The organism is Aminivibrio pyruvatiphilus, from assembly GCF_004366815.1.
Classification (GTDB): domain Bacteria; phylum Synergistota; class Synergistia; order Synergistales; family Aminobacteriaceae; genus Aminivibrio; species Aminivibrio pyruvatiphilus.
This window is the reverse complement of sequence record NZ_SORI01000016.1, coordinates 40,538-56,894: the sequence shown is the minus strand read 5'-3', so window position 1 is coordinate 56,894 and position 16,357 is coordinate 40,538. Positions and strand designations below refer to the sequence as shown.

At 58.0% G+C, this 16,357-nt stretch carries 11 protein-coding genes; 6 read left to right on the top strand and 5 right to left on the bottom strand.

Features of this window, described 5'->3' with window-relative positions; all coding sequences use genetic code 11:
* Nucleotides 1-14 precede the first annotated feature (14 nt).
* The 5 genes from C8D99_RS11230 to C8D99_RS11210 all read right to left on the bottom strand — a co-directional run bounded on the left by C8D99_RS11230 (nucleotide 15) and on the right by C8D99_RS11210 (nucleotide 7,902).
* Nucleotides 15-3,167 (bottom strand): DEAD/DEAH box helicase family protein, encoded by a 3,153-nt coding sequence (locus C8D99_RS11230; protein ID WP_133958323.1) that lies wholly within the window; start codon nucleotides 3,165-3,167, stop codon nucleotides 15-17.
* Nucleotides 3,164-4,489, bottom strand: a complete 1,326-nt coding sequence (locus C8D99_RS11225; protein WP_208321167.1) for an ATP-binding protein — start codon at nucleotides 4,487-4,489, stop codon at nucleotides 3,164-3,166. Before C8D99_RS11225 ends, C8D99_RS11230 begins: the two co-directional genes overlap by 4 nt.
* A gap of 40 nt (nucleotides 4,490-4,529) precedes the next feature.
* Nucleotides 4,530-5,171, bottom strand: a complete 642-nt coding sequence (locus tag C8D99_RS11220; protein ID WP_133958319.1) for an AlbA family DNA-binding domain-containing protein — start codon at nucleotides 5,169-5,171, stop codon at nucleotides 4,530-4,532.
* Between the two features lie 6 nt (nucleotides 5,172-5,177).
* Nucleotides 5,178-6,350, bottom strand: a complete 1,173-nt coding sequence (locus C8D99_RS11215; protein WP_208321166.1) for a restriction endonuclease subunit S — start codon at nucleotides 6,348-6,350, stop codon at nucleotides 5,178-5,180.
* A 70-nt stretch (nucleotides 6,351-6,420) separates the two neighbouring features.
* The gene (locus C8D99_RS11210; RefSeq protein ID WP_133958317.1) at nucleotides 6,421-7,902 is read right to left on the bottom strand and encodes a type I restriction-modification system subunit M; all 1,482 of its coding nucleotides are present in this window, start codon (nucleotides 7,900-7,902) and stop codon (nucleotides 6,421-6,423) included.
* Between the two features lie 448 nt (nucleotides 7,903-8,350).
* Between C8D99_RS11210 and C8D99_RS11205 the strand changes: the two genes are divergently transcribed.
* The 6 genes from C8D99_RS11205 to C8D99_RS11180 all read left to right on the top strand — a co-directional run bounded on the left by C8D99_RS11205 (nucleotide 8,351) and on the right by C8D99_RS11180 (nucleotide 16,152).
* On the top strand, nucleotides 8,351-9,517 hold the full coding sequence (locus C8D99_RS11205; protein ID WP_133958315.1) for an HD-GYP domain-containing protein: 1,167 nt from the start codon (nucleotides 8,351-8,353) through the stop codon (nucleotides 9,515-9,517).
* A gap of 54 nt (nucleotides 9,518-9,571) precedes the next feature.
* Nucleotides 9,572-12,073 carry a winged helix-turn-helix domain-containing protein gene (locus tag C8D99_RS15565; protein WP_166670151.1) on the top strand — a complete coding sequence of 834 codons (2,502 nt, stop codon included), beginning with the start codon at nucleotides 9,572-9,574 and terminating at the stop codon, nucleotides 12,071-12,073.
* Nucleotides 12,074-12,406: 333 nt separating this feature from the next.
* Nucleotides 12,407-12,634 (top strand): hypothetical protein, encoded by a 228-nt coding sequence (locus C8D99_RS11195; RefSeq protein WP_133958311.1) that lies wholly within the window; start codon nucleotides 12,407-12,409, stop codon nucleotides 12,632-12,634.
* 32 nt (nucleotides 12,635-12,666) lie between these two features.
* Complete coding sequence (locus C8D99_RS11190; protein ID WP_133958309.1) at nucleotides 12,667-13,926, top strand: hypothetical protein; 1,260 nt, start codon at nucleotides 12,667-12,669, stop codon at nucleotides 13,924-13,926.
* A 116-nt stretch (nucleotides 13,927-14,042) separates the two neighbouring features.
* On the top strand, nucleotides 14,043-15,314 hold the full coding sequence (locus tag C8D99_RS11185) for a hypothetical protein (protein ID WP_133958307.1): 1,272 nt from the start codon (nucleotides 14,043-14,045) through the stop codon (nucleotides 15,312-15,314).
* Between the two features lie 94 nt (nucleotides 15,315-15,408).
* Nucleotides 15,409-16,152 carry a hypothetical protein gene (locus C8D99_RS11180; RefSeq protein WP_133958305.1) on the top strand — a complete coding sequence of 248 codons (744 nt, stop codon included), beginning with the start codon at nucleotides 15,409-15,411 and terminating at the stop codon, nucleotides 16,150-16,152.
* Nucleotides 16,153-16,357: the final 205 nt, after the last annotated feature.

The following is a 16,357-nucleotide window of genomic DNA, read 5'->3' as shown; positions in this document are numbered from 1 at the left end:
ACCTTCTTTGCCGGTCACTTTTCCGCTCCTTCCCCGCTCGCGAAAGTGTCTCCGGAACCCCGTTCCGTTCCGCCGCCCGCCACCCGCCAGGTGTCCCGGAGGCCCGTCAGGCCGAGATGGGCGGCGTCGAGGGCGCTGAAGATGCCCCGGATGACCTTCTCCCTGCCGGAGAAGAGGGCGTCGGGCCCCCGGGAATCCAGCATGGTGAAGGGGGGCTCGTAGAGGGCGGAAGGTTCCATGACGCCCCGGGCGGTGAGCTGGTCTATCACCGTCTCCACGAAGCGGATCTGGGGCGCCGTCAGGCTCCGGTCCGAAAGAAAGCGGGAAAAGGCCTCCCGGGCGGCGGTGCGGTCAAGCCCCACCAGGCTGCGGACGAACCACGAGAGGGAAGGCGCGCCCTTCCTGGCAAGCAATCCGCGAAGAAGCTGCTCTCCGTGTTCCTCCCCGATCTCCCTCAGGGCTCCCTCGAGTCCCCGGAGGTCCGTCTCCGTCAGGGGCAGATTGTTCCGCAGCCGGTGAATGACAAGAAGATCCGGGTGGCTCCTGATATATTCCTTCACCTTCTTCTCGTACTGCTCCCCGGTCATCTTCGGCAGAGAACGGTCGCCGACCTCCCTGACACCCCGGATCTCGTCGGTGAATTCCGAATAGACCACGGTCTTTTTCTTCCTGTCCAGGAAGGGGGCCAGCTCCCGGAGCTGCAGCCGGACCTCCTCGACCTGCTCCAGCCCGATGCCCTCCCAGAAGCTCTCCTCCTGGACGGCGGCGAGGAAGGGCAGCCGCTCCTTCACCGCGGGAATCGCCGCCTTTTCCTCCAGCAGCGAAGCGATTTCCGTCACCCTCCTTCGGTGCTTCTCGAACAGCGCCGGATCTCCTTCGGCAAGGGCGAGCTCCATCCGGAGGACCGTCAGGTCGAAGAGTCGGGACTCGATCCTGTCCTCCCCGGTCTCCGAGGGGAGAAGAGCCACCTCCTCGGTCAGGGTCCCGAGGTCGGAAGGGGAGAGGCTCTCCCACGCCGGCCGTTCCCGGAAACGATCCACTGCCCCCAGGTGCATGCGGACGATGAAATTCTCCCGGTTCATGGAGCGGACTTCCCCGTAAAGGACATCCCCGAGGCTCTTGCGGAGAATTCCCTCCGGGTCCAGTCCGGGGTCCGCCTGGAGGCGGCCGAGAAGCCGCGCCCTCCCCGAGAAGAGGCGGGCCGCCAGGGGAAGGGCGTCCCGTCCCTCGATGCCCTCGGGTTTCAGCCCGAAGAAATCGTAGTTGCAGCAGAAATCGAAGATGCGGAAATCCTCCTTGTCCAGTCCCGGGCCGAAGAGGTCAGGGCAGAGCCGGGTGCCCCGGCCCACCATCTGCCAGAACTTGATCCGGGAGTAGACAGGCTTGAAGAAGACCAGGTTCGCCGCTTCCGGAATGTCGATGCCAGTGTCCAGCATGTCCACGGAGATGGCGATGTGGGGCGGGCTGTCCTTCCCGGAGAAGTCGTCAATGAGGCTCTGGGCGTACTTTACCGTGTTGTCGATTACCCGGGCGAAATGTCCGGCGTAGCGGGGGTAGTTCCGGTCGAACCGCTCCTGTAGGAAGGCGGCGTGTTCGTGGTTCCGGGCGAAGATGATGGTCTTGGCGAGCCTGTCGCCTCCGTCCACCCTGTGGCCGTGGTCCATCAGGTACCGGAGGGCCCTGTCCGCCGTGTCGCCGTTGAACAGCCAGTTGTTCACAGCCCCGGCGTTGACCCTCTCGGGAAGGTGCCCTTCCTCCGACTCGTCGCCCCAGTCGAGGCTCTCCCACTGGACCTTCTCATCGTCGGTCAGGGTGTTGTAGTCAATGCCCTCCCGGGGGAACTTCAGGTCCACCTGTTCAGCCCTCGGCGGCACGAGGAAGCCGTCCGCCACAGCGGTCTCCAGTTCGTAGGCGTCGGTGGGGACGCCCTGCTCCAACTCGAACAGATCGTAGGTGTTCCTGTCCACGTCCTCCCGGGGAGTCGCCGTGAGACCCAGCAGCAGGGAATCGAAGTAGCGGAAGACCGCGCCGTATTTCCGGTAGACCGACCGGTGGGCCTCGTCGATGATCACCAGGTCGAAAAAACCCGGGCCGAAGTGGCCTTCCCCGTTCCCGTACCGGTCGATCAGACCGGTCATGGTGGGGTAGGTGCATACATACACCCTCCCGTCACCGTCCCGTTCCGTCACCAGGTTCACCGGTCCCGATTCGGGCAGATGCTTCTTGAAGGCCGCCACCGCCTGGTTCACCAGGGCAACCCTGTCGGCCAGGAAAAGGGCCCGCTTCACCCAACCCGCCCGCTGCATGGCGTCCACCAGGGCAACAGCGGTCCTGGTCTTGCCCGTTCCCGTGGCCATCACCAGCAGGGCCTTCCGCCGGGACGTGCTGAAATGGGCGAAGATGCTCCCGATGGCCCGCTTCTGGTAATAGCGGCCGGCGATGCCCTCCTGTACGTCCGCCACGTCCAGTTGCTTCCGCAGGGTGCGGCGCGTCACGAGGCGGGAAAGATCGTCTTTGGAATAAAACCCCGCCGCCCGCCGGGGAGGATAGGCGGTATCGTCCCAGATCCAGGTCTCGTATCCGTTGGTGAAGAATATGACCGGACGCTGCCCGTGCATGGCCTCGATGCAGTCGGCGTACAGTTTGGCCTGCTGCCTGCCCTTTTCCGGGTCTGCGGTGGTCCTCTTGGCCTCCACCACTCCCAGGGGTTTGCCGTCGTCGCCCCAGAGGACATAATCAGCGTAGCCCGTTCCCTCCCGGTTCGGCATTCCGGTGACCCTGTACTCCCGGTCCCGGGTTCCGTCCAGGGCCAGCCAGTAGCAGAGGTGTTGAAGCTCCTTCACCGCCTGGAGCGCCTCTGATTCCGTCACGGGACGGGCGTCGTGGACCGCCCGGTTGCCCAGCTTCCGGATCACCCGGGTTTTCTGGAAAACCGCCTGGGGCACCAGGTTCTGGAAGGAAGGCTCGTGGAGCAGGGCACCGAGGCTGTCGTCGTAGGGCGGGGAAAGGGATGGGTCGTGGCGGTAGAGCCAGTGCACCGCAGCCTCGAGGGTGAACCGGGCATGGAAGCACGCCGCCCTCGGGTCGCCCCGGATGTACCCCTCCGCCCGGGCGGCTGATTCGGCTATGGATCTGAAAACATCAGGCAGAAAGGCGAAGTTGCTCATTCTTCCCTTCTCCTTGTTCTGTAGGCCTGCTGTTCATGGTTCGGTTGAGAGGGGTATCTGCGTTCCAAAAGCATTTCGTTGATTAAGGGTTTAATATATCGTTCTCGAAGTCCCTCCTGAGATCGATTCAAAAGCTTGCTGAGCTGTTGCGGAGTCTGAAAACCTTCTTTGCATAGTGCCAGAATAGCCGATCGCACATCATTTCTATTTGCTCTGCTCTTGCTTTGAACTTTTTGAACAATTCCTGTCAGTGCCGGGTTGCCGCAGGGGTCGCTTGCAACCTCGCCATGTGTGGAGCCGGGATCCTTATGTGTGGAGCCGGGATCCTTATGTGTGGAGCCGGGATCCTTATGTGTGGAGCCGGGATCCTTGTGTGTGGAGCCGGGATCCTTGTGTGTGGAGCTGGGATCCTTGTGTGTGGAGCCGGGATCCTTATGTGTGGAGCCGGGATCCCTATGTGTGGGGCTTTCTTCATTTGCCTGCATGGAGCTGCCTCGGTCAACTGGCCGAATACCGGCAATACGGTAGGTCATTCCCCGTCCCTTTCCGTCGGATTCGAACAGGTGCTTGCCAACCAATTCCCTGAGAAGGAGTGTAATGTCATGGGGATGGAGAGAAAATATCTGTCGAAGCCGGATGTTGGACACATACCCCTCTACCCTTGCAGTGACAAGTGCCATGCGTTCATTCACGCTAAGCTTCTCGAAGGATTCTCCGAAATGTTCCCGCAGTTCAGCCAGAATTGGCTCAGGAAGGAGGCTGACGGTCCTGAGGCGCATTGTGGTGAATTCCGGCAGAACACTCTCGAACAGTTCCGGGGGGCGATAGTGCTGGGACTTCCAATTTTCAAGCATCCGTGGAATTCCCGATCCGGCCTGTTCTCCCAGGCCAATCAGACTGAATAATCTCTGCATTATGCGGTTGCGGCAGTCGCTTTGCCCGCCTTCAAGGGCTTCCGTCATGGGAACGCGCATTCTCCCGGGATTGCGGAACTCGAAGTAGTCTGGGCCCTTTACTATCAACAACGCCGTGCTGAGTGAGTAATCAGCGTGGATGATTGTATTAACCAGAGCTTCCCGCAGCGATTTGTGTACGGGAGTATCATCTTGCCGTTCGTCGAGATTCAGTCTGAATGGAACCTTAAGATCACGGAAGAGTCGCAGAATAACCATTCGGTAGAAATCGTAGAGATTACCCGACCATGTACCGTCAGGAACAAGACGGTCGGTCCACTCGGTTTTTGTTCCGCTGGCAGGAATTTCCCGGTAGTCCAGGAAGAAGTACGGGAGAGCTTCCAAAATCGTCTCCTGCCTTCCGAACATCAGCAACCCGGCCAGGGTAAGACCTTCTTCACCGGTGTTTCTATCCTTGCCGAAACATCCCAGCTTTCGGAGGAATTCGGGGGGGGTTCGCACTAAGGAAAGGGTGATCGGATTTCACAGCCGACAGTCGGTTACGGTAGGCATCTACAGTTTCCATGTTCAGGTCATCCAGGCTGAAACCGTGTAGTATCCTCGAGTCGCGGGTATCTTCCATCTGCTCGGCGAGCATTCGCTTCACATCCTCCTCCAGACAGCGACAATCGCCGGAATGCAGGCGCTTGTATGTGCCGGTCAGAGGATTGCCGTTGATAAAAACCGGGCGTTCTTTCCGTGTCGCTCGCCGAACCTCTATCTCGATGACCCATCGGCCGTTCCGGGTGGGATACTGTCTCACCGAAGCGTCGGAGAGCAGGTTACGGCTGATCTTCTGTGGATTGTTCAGAAGAGTCCATAGAGACTGCAGTACACGGCCGGGTTCTTCCACCCCGACCACTTCAAATACGCCGTTCTCCTTTTCCGAAACACCCAGCAGGATTATCCCTCCATCTGTGTTGGCGAAAGCGGAGTAAGTTGCCCAGAAATCTGAGGGCAGCGCACCTTTACCGTCCTTCCCTGCAGCAAGTTTGGCCTCGGTTTCGATATCTTCCCGAAGGTTGTCGATGGGAAAGCATTCCTTATTCATGGCGTTTCACAGCTCCCCTTTGAAGGCCCGGGACTGGAGGGAGGCGAAGAGGGTATCCAGTTCGTCCAGATGGGCGCGCATTTTAGCCTTCTGGCGTTCCGCCGCCTCCACGATGGAGGCGAAGCGGCGCTGCAGGTCGAATGGAGGAATTAGAACCGGAAAAGCACGAAGTTGTGTCATGTTTATTGATGCAATACCAGTAGTTTGTTTTGCTGACCGTAAAAAATAAGTTTTTCCTCTGATGCTCCCGATAAGCCAATTCAAGAACACAGGATGTAATTTTTCTGGGTTCGATACCCTCACTCTGAAAATATGATTTTGATGGATACATTCCCGTAACTCTTCATGCCAAAGGCTTCCGCGCCCTAGTTTATCAGGATCTCCGCCTTCAGTAAGCAAAATATCATTGAAGCGAAGAGAATATTTTGCAATCTCATCCAGTGTTGCTTCTATCGTTTTGACTGATTTTAGAGACAAATATCGATCCTGAACGTTAACAACTGCCAGATATGCGATTTCACGGGTTTTTTGGCCGTTTATCCTGCGACCTTTCGTTACTCCCGAAACAATATCTGTCAACTCGCCAAGTTTGTGAGTATCATCCCACCCCTTCGGGTTGGTGACGGGATCGCCGAACATGTCGAGGAAGGTGGACTGCAGCAGGGCATCCAGTTGGGCGATGGCCTCGCGGCGCTTGGCCCGCAGGGCATCCGCCGCGTCCAGAACCGCCGCGATCCGCTTCTGCTCCTCAATCGGCGGAAGGGGGATCTGAAGAGAGGTAATGTCAGGCTTTGAAACTTGCAGGAAAGTTGCTCCTCGCCCCTTTACCTTTAGTGCTGGAGCAATGAATCCCAACCAATGCCAGAGATAATTTTGAAATAGTTTGTCGTTTTTTGCCCTCAAACCGGCAACTCCTCGCCCCAAGCAATACCGGCTATCGGCCCAGTTTCGGTCACCAATCGTAGCACGAACACAAAGAATGATGTCTCCTTCTTGGGACAACTTAGTCGGTGCATCTGTATACTTATGTGGTTTCGGCGTTAGCAAACCAAAATCACCGGCACCAGCAATTAAGGGAAAGCCCTTGCCTTCATAATTATAGCTACTTCCATCAGGAGCTTGCCCCATTGCAATATCACAAACGGATGAAAGAAAAGTTGTAGAATGCCAACCGTTCAAATGGTGCCCCCTCCAATGCGATGAATTTCGGTAAACGGCTCTTTATCAGTCTCCCGTTCCCGGCAAAACTTCATCCCAGCAGTTCCTCCAGTTCCCTCCGCCCCCCGGCGATCTCCTCCTCCAGGGCGGCGAGGCGCTCCAGTATCACATGGGGCGGGTCATACTCCACCGCCCGGTAGGTCACTTCCCTGTACCGGTTGATGGAGAGGTCGTAGCCGTTTTCGGCAATCTCGGCCTTCGGCACGAGGAAGCTCCTGTCGGTGCGCTTCCGCTCACCCTCGGCATCCCTGTTCTTCCACCGGCGGAGGATGTCGGGCAGGTCGCTGTCGGGCAGGAGGGTGCGCTTGTCGTCCAGGGAGAAGCCGTCGCTGTGCATGTCGTAGAACCAGACGGTGTCCGTGCCGCCGGAGCCCGTCCTGGTGAAGAGCAGCACGGCGGTGCTGACACCGGCGTAGGGCCTGAACACCCCCGAGGGCATGGAGATGACGGCGTCGAGCTTATGTTCCTCCACCAGCGCGGTGCGGAGCCTTTTGTGGGCGTTGCTTGACCCGAAGAGCACGCCGTCGGGAACGATGACGGCGGCCCGTCCGCCCTTCTTGAGCAGTCTCAGGAAGAGGGCCAGGAAGAGGAGTTCCGTCTTTTTGGTCTTCACCGCCTGCAGCAGGTCCTTTGCCGTGGACTCGTAGTCCAGGCTGCCGGCGAAGGGGGGATTGGCCAGGATGAGGGTGTACTTTTCGGCGTCGTCCTCTCCGGACTGGGCCAGGGAGTCCCGATACCGGATGTCAGGGTTCTCCACCCCGTGGAGCATCATGTTCATGCTGCCGATGCGGAGCATGGTGGTGTCGAAGTCGTAGCCGTGGAAGGTAGCCTCGCTGAAGCGGCGGCGGGAGGCGGCGTCCCTGAAGACAGCGTCGCCGTGGTGTTTTTCGAGGTATTCCGAGGCAGCCACGAGGAAGCCCGCCGTGCCGCAGGCGGGGTCGCAGATCACGTCCTCGGGTACGGGAGCGGTCATGTCCGTCATGAGGCGGATGATGTGCCGGGGGGTGCGGAACTGGCCGTTCTGCCCCGCCGTGGCAATTTTGCCCAGCATGTACTCGTAGAGGTCGCCCTTGGTGTCCCGGTCGTGCATGTCGACGGCGTCGAGCTGGTCCACCACGCTTGCCAGCACCCTGGGGGCGGGTATGAGGAACATGGCGTCCTTCATGTGGCGGCTGTAGGTGCTGGTTCGTTCGCCGTTGCCGCCGTTTCCTCCGCCGAGGTTCTTGATGAAGGGGAAGACTTCGTCCCTGACGACCCCGTACATCTGCTCGGGGGCCATGTCCCGGAAGCGGGACCAACGGAGGTGCTGCCGGTCGGGGGGAAAGACGGGATTGTCCAGGATTTTTCCCGTGCGGGCCGCCCTGCTTTCCTTCAGGGTCTGGAGTTCGTCGAGCCGCTTGATGAAGAGCAGGTAGGTGAGCTGCTCGATGACCGAGAGCGGGTTGGAGATGCCCCCGGACCACATGGTGTCCCATATGCGGTCGATGCGGGATTTGATTTCTCCGGTGATCATGCCGTTTCCCCCTGTGTTTTCCTTCTCTGCCGTCCGGGTGCTTCTTTTCGGAAAAAGGTTCCGGATAGTTCCCCAATAATAGTATAAACAGGCACAAAGTGAAACGGCCGCTCCGTGAATTGGTGATTCCCTGGAGGATGCCTTTCCCGCCGGCCGGGAACGACAACTGAAATCATTGCCGCTTCGGGGCGTGTTCTGAGGTTCAGGGGTAACATCTTTTCGATCTTCCTGAACCTTTTGCCGCGGAAAAGGGGCATGTCCGTATTTCTTCTGCTGACCGCATCGGTCCGCTCAGAGGGCCCCGGGCCTTCCGTCCTGCTTTGGGAGGACGGGTTCGCTTTCATTCTGAACCTATTGTCACGGAAAAGGTGGTGCTTTTTCTCAGGTTGGATGCAGTTCAGGATGCTATACTCTACAGTGCGTGCAAAATCATCGGCCGGGGGCCTTCATGTTCGACACCTTCGTATTTCGACTTCCTGTCTGGGACCTCACCACCTTCTGCGGGCGCATAGCCGAGGATGTGGTGTCTCCGAAGGGCGCTCTTCTTCTTCCGAAGGGCGCCGATTTTGCGCATATCGAGCCGCCGGGCCGCAGAAACCTGGCCGCCACTCTCGCCAGGCAGGGAGTGGACCGTGTCGCAGTCCAGGAGCGGGCCGAACAATCGCTGGACGAGATCCTCGACATATTCCGCAGCGGAACGCGCCCTTCCGCCAGGGATGAACGGGATCTTTTCGAGGCCACCCTCCAGTTCGTGACGAGCTACTGCAAGGACGTCCTCTTCGGTTCGCCCGGAAACATCCACGTTTTTCCCCTGCTGCGCATCGGCCGGTTTCTCGCCGAGTCGGTGTCGGCCAACCCCGGGATATTGTTGTGCCTCGTCCGGGAACGGCCGAGGGACTATTTTCTCCTCTCCCATTCCCTCAGCGTGGGGCTGCTCTGCGCCTTCCTCGCCCATCGGCTTTTTCCCGAACAGACCGGGGTGATCGCCTCCGCGGCAGTGGGCGGACTTCTTCACGATATCGGCAAGCAGTTCGTTCCCGAGGGAATTCTGAACAAGCCCGGGCGACTGACGGAAGGGGAATTCGCCCTCATCCGGCGGCATCCCGAGGTGGGGGAGGCGCTGCTGAAAAAGGCGGGGATCGACGATCCCCTGGTCCTGAAGATCGTGCGCCATCACCACGAAAAGATGGACGGTTCCGGCTACCCTGACGGTCTCGAGGGACGGTCCGTCTCCATGGCCGCCAGGATCGCCGCGGTGGCCGATGCCTACGACGCCATCACGTCGGAGCGGTCCTACAAGAAACGTCTTCCCGGGTACAAGGGAATTTCGGAGATCATAGCGAGCGCGGGAAATCACCTGGATCCGCTGGTGGTGCGGACCTTCGTCAGCGCCTTCGGCATGTATCCTCCGGGGACGGAGGTGGAGCTCTCCGACGGCAGGTGCGGCGTGGTGGCCGCTCCCGGCGAGCGGAGCATCCTGAAGCCGAGGGTCTGCCTCCGGACCGACAGGGACGGAAACCATTACCCCCATCCCGTGCTGGTGGACCTGGCGGCGGAAAAGAACCTGTTCATCCAGAGGTGCGTGTCCCAGGGCGGGCAGGCGGAAAACTGCTGAAATACGGGACAGGCGGCTCCCCAGAATATGGCGGTCCGTGAAGGAGAGAAAGCGATGCCTTCCAAAACAATTTCCGAAAAAAACTCCCCGTGTCCGTACTACTTTCCCGAACATCTGCGAAAAGCCCTCGCCGCGATCCCGGAGTATCCGGTCACTTCCATCGAAGCGGACTCCGGTTACGGCAAGACGACCGCGATGAGGGAATTCCTGCGGAACCTGCCCGGAAACGCCCGCGCAGTCTGGCATACCTGCTTCGGTGAACCTCCGGCGAAGACGTGGGAAAGCATCTGCCGCATGTTCGGGGAGGTGGACGGGGAGGTCTCGCGGAAATTGAAGGAGCTGTACCCCCCGACGATGGAAACGCTCTCCGACATTGCCGCGTCGGTGCGCGAACTTGTCTGCGGGAGAGAAACATTTCTCGTCATCGACAATTACCAGCTCTTCCGGAACACCATACCGTCCAGGCTGATGGATGCCTTCTCCGTGCACACGAATCCCCATGTCCACATCGTCTTCGTCACCCAGCCCCTTGCGGCAAGCCCCATGAGCGTCCACAACCCCAACATCCACAGAATCGGCACGAAGGATTTCCTGTTCGACCGGCACAGCATCGCCCAATACTGCCGAGGGGCAAAAATCGATATTTCCGGAAGAGAGATAGAGTACATAAAAAATGTTTCCGAGGGCTGGATCGCCGCCATATGCCTCCAAACCGACAACTACAGAAGAACGGGTTCTCTGGTGAAGACGAACGACATGAACTTCCTCATCGAAAATACCGTGTGGAACAGGGTGCCCGAGAGAAGCCGCGAATTTCTGACGGCCCTTTCCCTGCTCGACGGCTTTACCCTGAAACAGGCGGCCATAATGGGGAATTGGCAGTCCGTCCCGGACGACATGGCCCGGCTGTTGAGGGGAAACTTTTTCATCCCGTACGTGGAGGACAAAGGCGTGTATTCCATGCACAGCCTTTTGCGGGATTATCTGCGGAGCCGTTTCGATGAATTCGAGCCCGAAATCCGGCGCGAGCTGGTGCACCGGGCGGGAATGGCCCTGTCTGAAGCCGGAGACTACTTCGGCGCGTCCCGTTTTTATTTCGAGGCCGGGGATTACGAGGCGGTAATAAAGCTGCCTTTCACCGTGCGGTATTTTTACAATAATTTCGATGCCGGCATGCTCGGCTTTCTCGAACGATTCGTGAAGGAATGCCCGGCGGAGGTCGTCGGCGGGAACCCCATGTTCCTCGTCATGGCGGCCTATTTCATGTTCAGGAACGGACGGCGCGAACAATTCCATGAACTTGCAGGCCTGATACGTTCCATACTGGACGACCCGAACCGCCCCCAGGACAGGGATGTATTGAAAATAAAAGGCGAATTTGCGCTGCTGATGTCGTTCTCCAGGTTCAACGACATCGTGGAAATGAGCGCATACCACAGGGAGGCCCTGAGGTTTTTCGAGGCGGCTGGGGAATGTCCGCCCCGGTCGTCGTTTTTCGGCGGCAACATTCCGTGGACGTTCGGCTGCTCGTCGGTGTTCTCCCTTTACTGGCGCAAAACCGGCGAGCTGGACAGGGAGCTCGAAGTAATGGATGAGTGCGTGCCCTATTACGTGACGATTTCCGGAGGACACGGCGCCGGCGGGGAGCACGTCATGCGCGCGGAGGCAATGCTCATGCGGGGCGACGACAGGGCAGCTGAAGTCGCAGCCCACAGAGCGGTGTACCGCGCTTCGGAGGAAAACCAGATCGGCAATCGTATCTGCGCGGAACTCGTTTTGGCGAGAATTGCAATTTTACGCGGGGACAGGGCTGCCTACATTTCCCTTCGGGAGGAACTCACGGCCCGTGCACGGAACGCCGGCCAGAGGGCGGTATTTCTGCTCGGCGAACTGGCCCGGGCTTCTCTCGGCGTCGTTCTCGGCCAGCGGGACGAAATTCCCGATTGGCTGTTAACCGCAGACGGCATTAACAACATGCTGTTCATTCACGCCCGGCCGTACGCATTTTCCATCCTGGGCGCGCTGCTGCTGGCGGACCGCCGCCACACGGAACTCGAAGCCCTCACCGAAGGGGTGATGGACCTGTCCCGCAGGGTGAATTTCCTGCTGCCCCGGGTCAGTCATCTCCTGTATCTGTCGGCGGCGGAGAAACGGGAGGGAAGGAAACGGGCAGCATTGGAGAAACTATCTGCCGCGCTCGAGATGACCCTGCCCGACAGGGTCTGTCTTCCCTTCGCGGAGTTCGGAAACGAACTTGTGCCGCTGCTCGTGGAACTGAAGGGCACTTTCGATTCGGAAAAAATGGACAGCATCATCGCGCTCTGTGAAAGATTTTCGGAAGGAGCGGCGAATATTGTCAGACAGGCGGAGGGCGGAACGTCGGCTCTTGCGCCCCGCGAACGGGAAATCGCCCTGTTGGTGAAGGAAGGTTTCCAAACGGGTGAAATCGCAGCCCGGCTTTTCATATCCGAAAACACTGTAAAATCAGCCCGCAAGGTCATTTACGGCAAACTCGGAATTCATTCGAGAGCGGAGCTGAAAAAAATAACGTTGTAAAGGGTCCTGCAGTATCCCCTGTTCTTCTTCCGCATCAAACTTCCGGATGGCAGGTTTGATCTGAAAATCGTGTTTTTCTTCCCTTCGAAATACGGCATTCCGAAGTTAATGGTCACCCCTCCTGAAACCCCCCCTTTCGGGGGAGGCAAAAAAATCAGGTCTCAATACAATGGTGCATAACGGATAACTCTATTCCCGACACAAAAAACCGGTTACTTTCCGCTGCAGGGATACCGTTGCCGTAGTGCATTCACCCGGGAGGATGCCGTGGAGACACAGGCGGGTTTTTTTCGAAGAGTACAGCCTCTGCCTCAACACAAACTGGAGGTGGTGATGGAGACGGACACACATATCGTGTTCGATTTCACATCCCGCCTCGGTACGATGAGATTCGGGGCGCTCGTGGACGATGACCTGTTCAACAGCGTCCGGACGGACTGCAATTTTATCCTGTTCGTGAAACCCGGAGCGGCGGAAATCCGTATCGGCCCGGCGGACTTCGCCGACCTGATGCTTGTGGACCGGGCGATGGACGGACCGGATTACGGGTCGATTTTCTAACAAAAGAATCATATTTGTGAGGAGTGAGTTGTATGAAGTACACAGGCAGGTTTTTCAGAGTATCGTGTTTCGTTTTCTGCGCGGCGGTTTTGTTTTCCCTTTCCGCTTCTGTGGTGTATGCGGCGGGTGAGGACGCGGGGGTCGAAGGTTTGTGGCTTCGGATTCCGGAATTTCCGGACGATGCGGACGTTGACGAGTTTTCCGCGGATGAGGACGGCGAAGTCACCTACATTCGCTCCATCGACGACGGCAGGTTTGTGCTGGGCGTCTTCAGGATGCCCGCCGGCGACGAAATGACGCCCGAAAAATTGAAGGAAACCATCGCGGAGAGCGTAACGAACAGAGGCGGCGACGCTGACGACATCGAGTTCGATACGGCGGCGGAGGACTTCGCCGAATTGCTCTCCTACCCGTGCCTGACCGCTGAGTACGAAATCGGCGAGAACGGGGACGCAAAAAAATTCGCGGTGATCGGCGTGTTTACTGACGACTACGTTTTCCTCGTCCAGGCGGGGGTCCAGGCGGATTCGTTCGACGACTACACCGACAGGACCCAGTTGTGGTTCGAGGGGATGAAATTCGTGGGCGGCTCAACGTCCGGAGAAGATGAAAACGAAGGCGAAGAAGGCAGAGGCGATCTGTTCGATGACGAAACTGGGGAGAACGGCGGCCGGGAAATAGATTTCGTCGCCGTCGTCTACTCGCTGCCGGAGTTTCGGGGGGTCGCGTGGCACATCCCTGCGCCGGGCGAATATGACCTGGGCAGCGGATTCGGTCTGCCCAACGACAGCGTCTGTTCCGTCGCCGTATGTCCGGGGTACAGGGTCACCCTTTACCAGCACTCGAAATTCGGCGGCGAGAGCGCAGAAATCGAGGATAACGAAGAAGACCTCGGTGATCTGAAACGCTGGGCGTCGTCCCTTAAAGTCGAGCGGATAGAGGAGCCGGACCCGGATTTCGCCCTTGCATGGTTTGAGGTCCAGTCGGAAAACGAGCAGGTTTTCGAGGAGATTGACCCCGCGCCGAAAGCTCTGAAAAAACACGCAGAAAGAATAAAGCGCTTCCAGGCTGCCGGCGAGATGAGCTGGTACGGTACGACGAAGGACGCGGAGCGCGTCAAGCTTGGCAGAGAGCTGATCAGGATTTTCAGCGACCTGGGGGTTGATATGGACGAATGGGAGGCTGACAGCTTCGCCCGGATGATGAATAATTTTTACGACTGGCGCAAGGACCTGAGCGTGTGGGATACGGCGTGCCTGATTCTCAACGTCGACCCGGAGATATTCAAATAATAGAAAAAAAGAGCGCCGGAAAAAAGAGGCACAGAAAACGGGCTGAATACCTGTTCGGCAGGATGACCCCCGGTTTTCAGGTTCAGATGCATGCACAGACAGGAGGTTTCAGGGAAATGAAAAAGGTCATGCTGTACATTTCGCTTTTCTGTGTTTTTGCCGCTGCGGCATTCTGCTTTGGAACTGCGGCCAACGCAGACGATTCACCGGATGGGTGGGTGAAAGGGCTGTGGATACAGGCGGTCGGGCTGCCCAAAGACGCGGTGCTCGAAGATTATTCCGACGGTGACGATGAAAAGCCATGGTTCGTCTACAGTTGGGGAAAGGGCGGCGACGGACCTGCCGTGACGCTCGGCGTGGGGCGTTTCCCTCCTTCGGCGGACATGGAGGAAAAACTGCTGAACCTCGACAAGAATGTTCTTCGCGAATTCATAGGCTCGGTAGCTTTCTGGGAAAGTCCCGACGCGAAAAAACTGACGTTCACGGAAGCCCCGGAAAAAATAAGCGCCGGCCTCTCCTATCCCTGCCAGGTCGTGAGATACGCGGAATCGGATATGGGGCTCTCCCACACGGTTCTGTTCATTGAGACCGACCCTTTTCTTTTCATGGCTGAGATTACCTGGGAGACAGCGAACAAAAAATTCAAAAAAAGCGACGCCGAGAAAATTCTTGCGGAGCTGGTTTTTGTCGAGCAGGAAGGGATGGAAGCCGCCGGGCCGGACGTTTCCGTATTTTGGCTGAAGGACGGGCGCCTTTTCAGGGGCGAAGAAATAGTTGAAGCGGAAGTGAACGGCGTGCCGCCGGAAATCGAAGGCCCGGTGCGTTTCTGGAGCGCCGTCGGGGCGGATGAGTCGGGCCCCGTGGCGGAAAACGAAACCGGCGTCTGGTTCTTTGCGGAAGACGGGGCCTTTCTGGCGTTCCTGCCCCTCGATAGCGCGGACGAGTGCCGGGACATCCTTTTCAGCCCGGACGGGAGCTTTTTCCTGCTGATGAGCGGAAGCGGAGTACGGGCTGACATGACGTACATTCTGTACGAGACGGAGACGATGGAGAAGAGAATCGAAATTCCCGGGACAAGAGGATCGGCTGCGTGGATTGACGCGGGACGTTTTGTGATGACCCGGATCGACGACGTGCGCGAGACGGAGAGCGGAACATTTACCATGGCTGCGCTTCGCCTCTCGGCAGTAATGTATGACACCGTAGCGGAAGAGCTGGTCGTTCTGAAAGAAGCGACCGCAAAGAAAAATTACTGGTGCGGCGGAGTGACGGACGACGGCGCCTCGCTCATCATCAGTGAAGATTCCGTGACGTCGGAAAAGGATTGGGGCGACGAGGAAAAAATCAAAACGCGGGAACTCAGAATAGAGATTCCCCCGGCAGGGTAAGGTATTTTTCGGGAGCGCCTGTTGTGGGGCGTATGTGCTGCGGGAGACGGGCTTCCCGCACAAGGTTCAAATTCTTTGAGGGAGGTTGTGGGAAATGAAAAATTCCAGAATTTTGCTGACGGCTGTTCTCGCGGCGATTGCTTTCACGGCTGTCTTTTCAGGGGCGGCGGAAGCGAAAAATGCGGAGGACGTTTTCGCGGTGAGCGAAAAGGAGAGCGACTGGGTTCTGAAATCCGGCGGTGAGGCCGATGGTCCCCGCGGTATTTCGCTGGATCAGAATATGTACTGGTACGCGGTTGACCCGGAAAATGACCCTGCAGCGGAAGGTTTGGAACGGGGCGTTCTCATCTATGACGGGAACGCGGAAAAATATTTCTTTCTGCCCACGGCGGAAGAGCAGACCCGCGTCGAAAACGTCTTCTTCAGCCCCGATAAACAAAGAATGGTCCTCTGCTGCAGCGTGAACCGTTTCGCGAACGGGCTGTGGGTGTACGAAGTCGAAACGCTGGAACTGGAAAAATCCTTCTGGGGGTACAGCGACCTGTTTTTCATCGACGATGTGAGGTTCGCTTTCACGCTCATCGATGAAAAGATCGAACGTCCCGAAGCTGCGGGTATGTGGGGGGTGTCGGCGGCGCTCTATGATCCGGCTGTGGACGAAGGCTACGTCATACTGAAAGGTGCGACCGGGAAAGAGAATTTCACCGTCATGGGCCCCGGCGAAAAGGAAAACGAGATCAGCGTTATCGTCACATCCGTCGATTCCGAAAAAGACTGGGAAGACGTGGAGAAGCACAAGGACTCGGAAATTACCGTCGAGGTTCCTGCTGCGGGGTGAGGTTCGAAAAGAAACACCCATTCACTTTGAGGGCACATCGGATATTCTCTAACGCCCTGGAAATTTCGGGTGCTGTTTCGGATCCCGTTTTTGGGGGAACAGCGGTAACCATCGGACGGAGTATTTGCGGTACGGAAGGACGGAACGTTCATTCAGCAAAGGGGGGGCAATACATGAGAGGAAAGAACAGATTCGGACTCTTAAC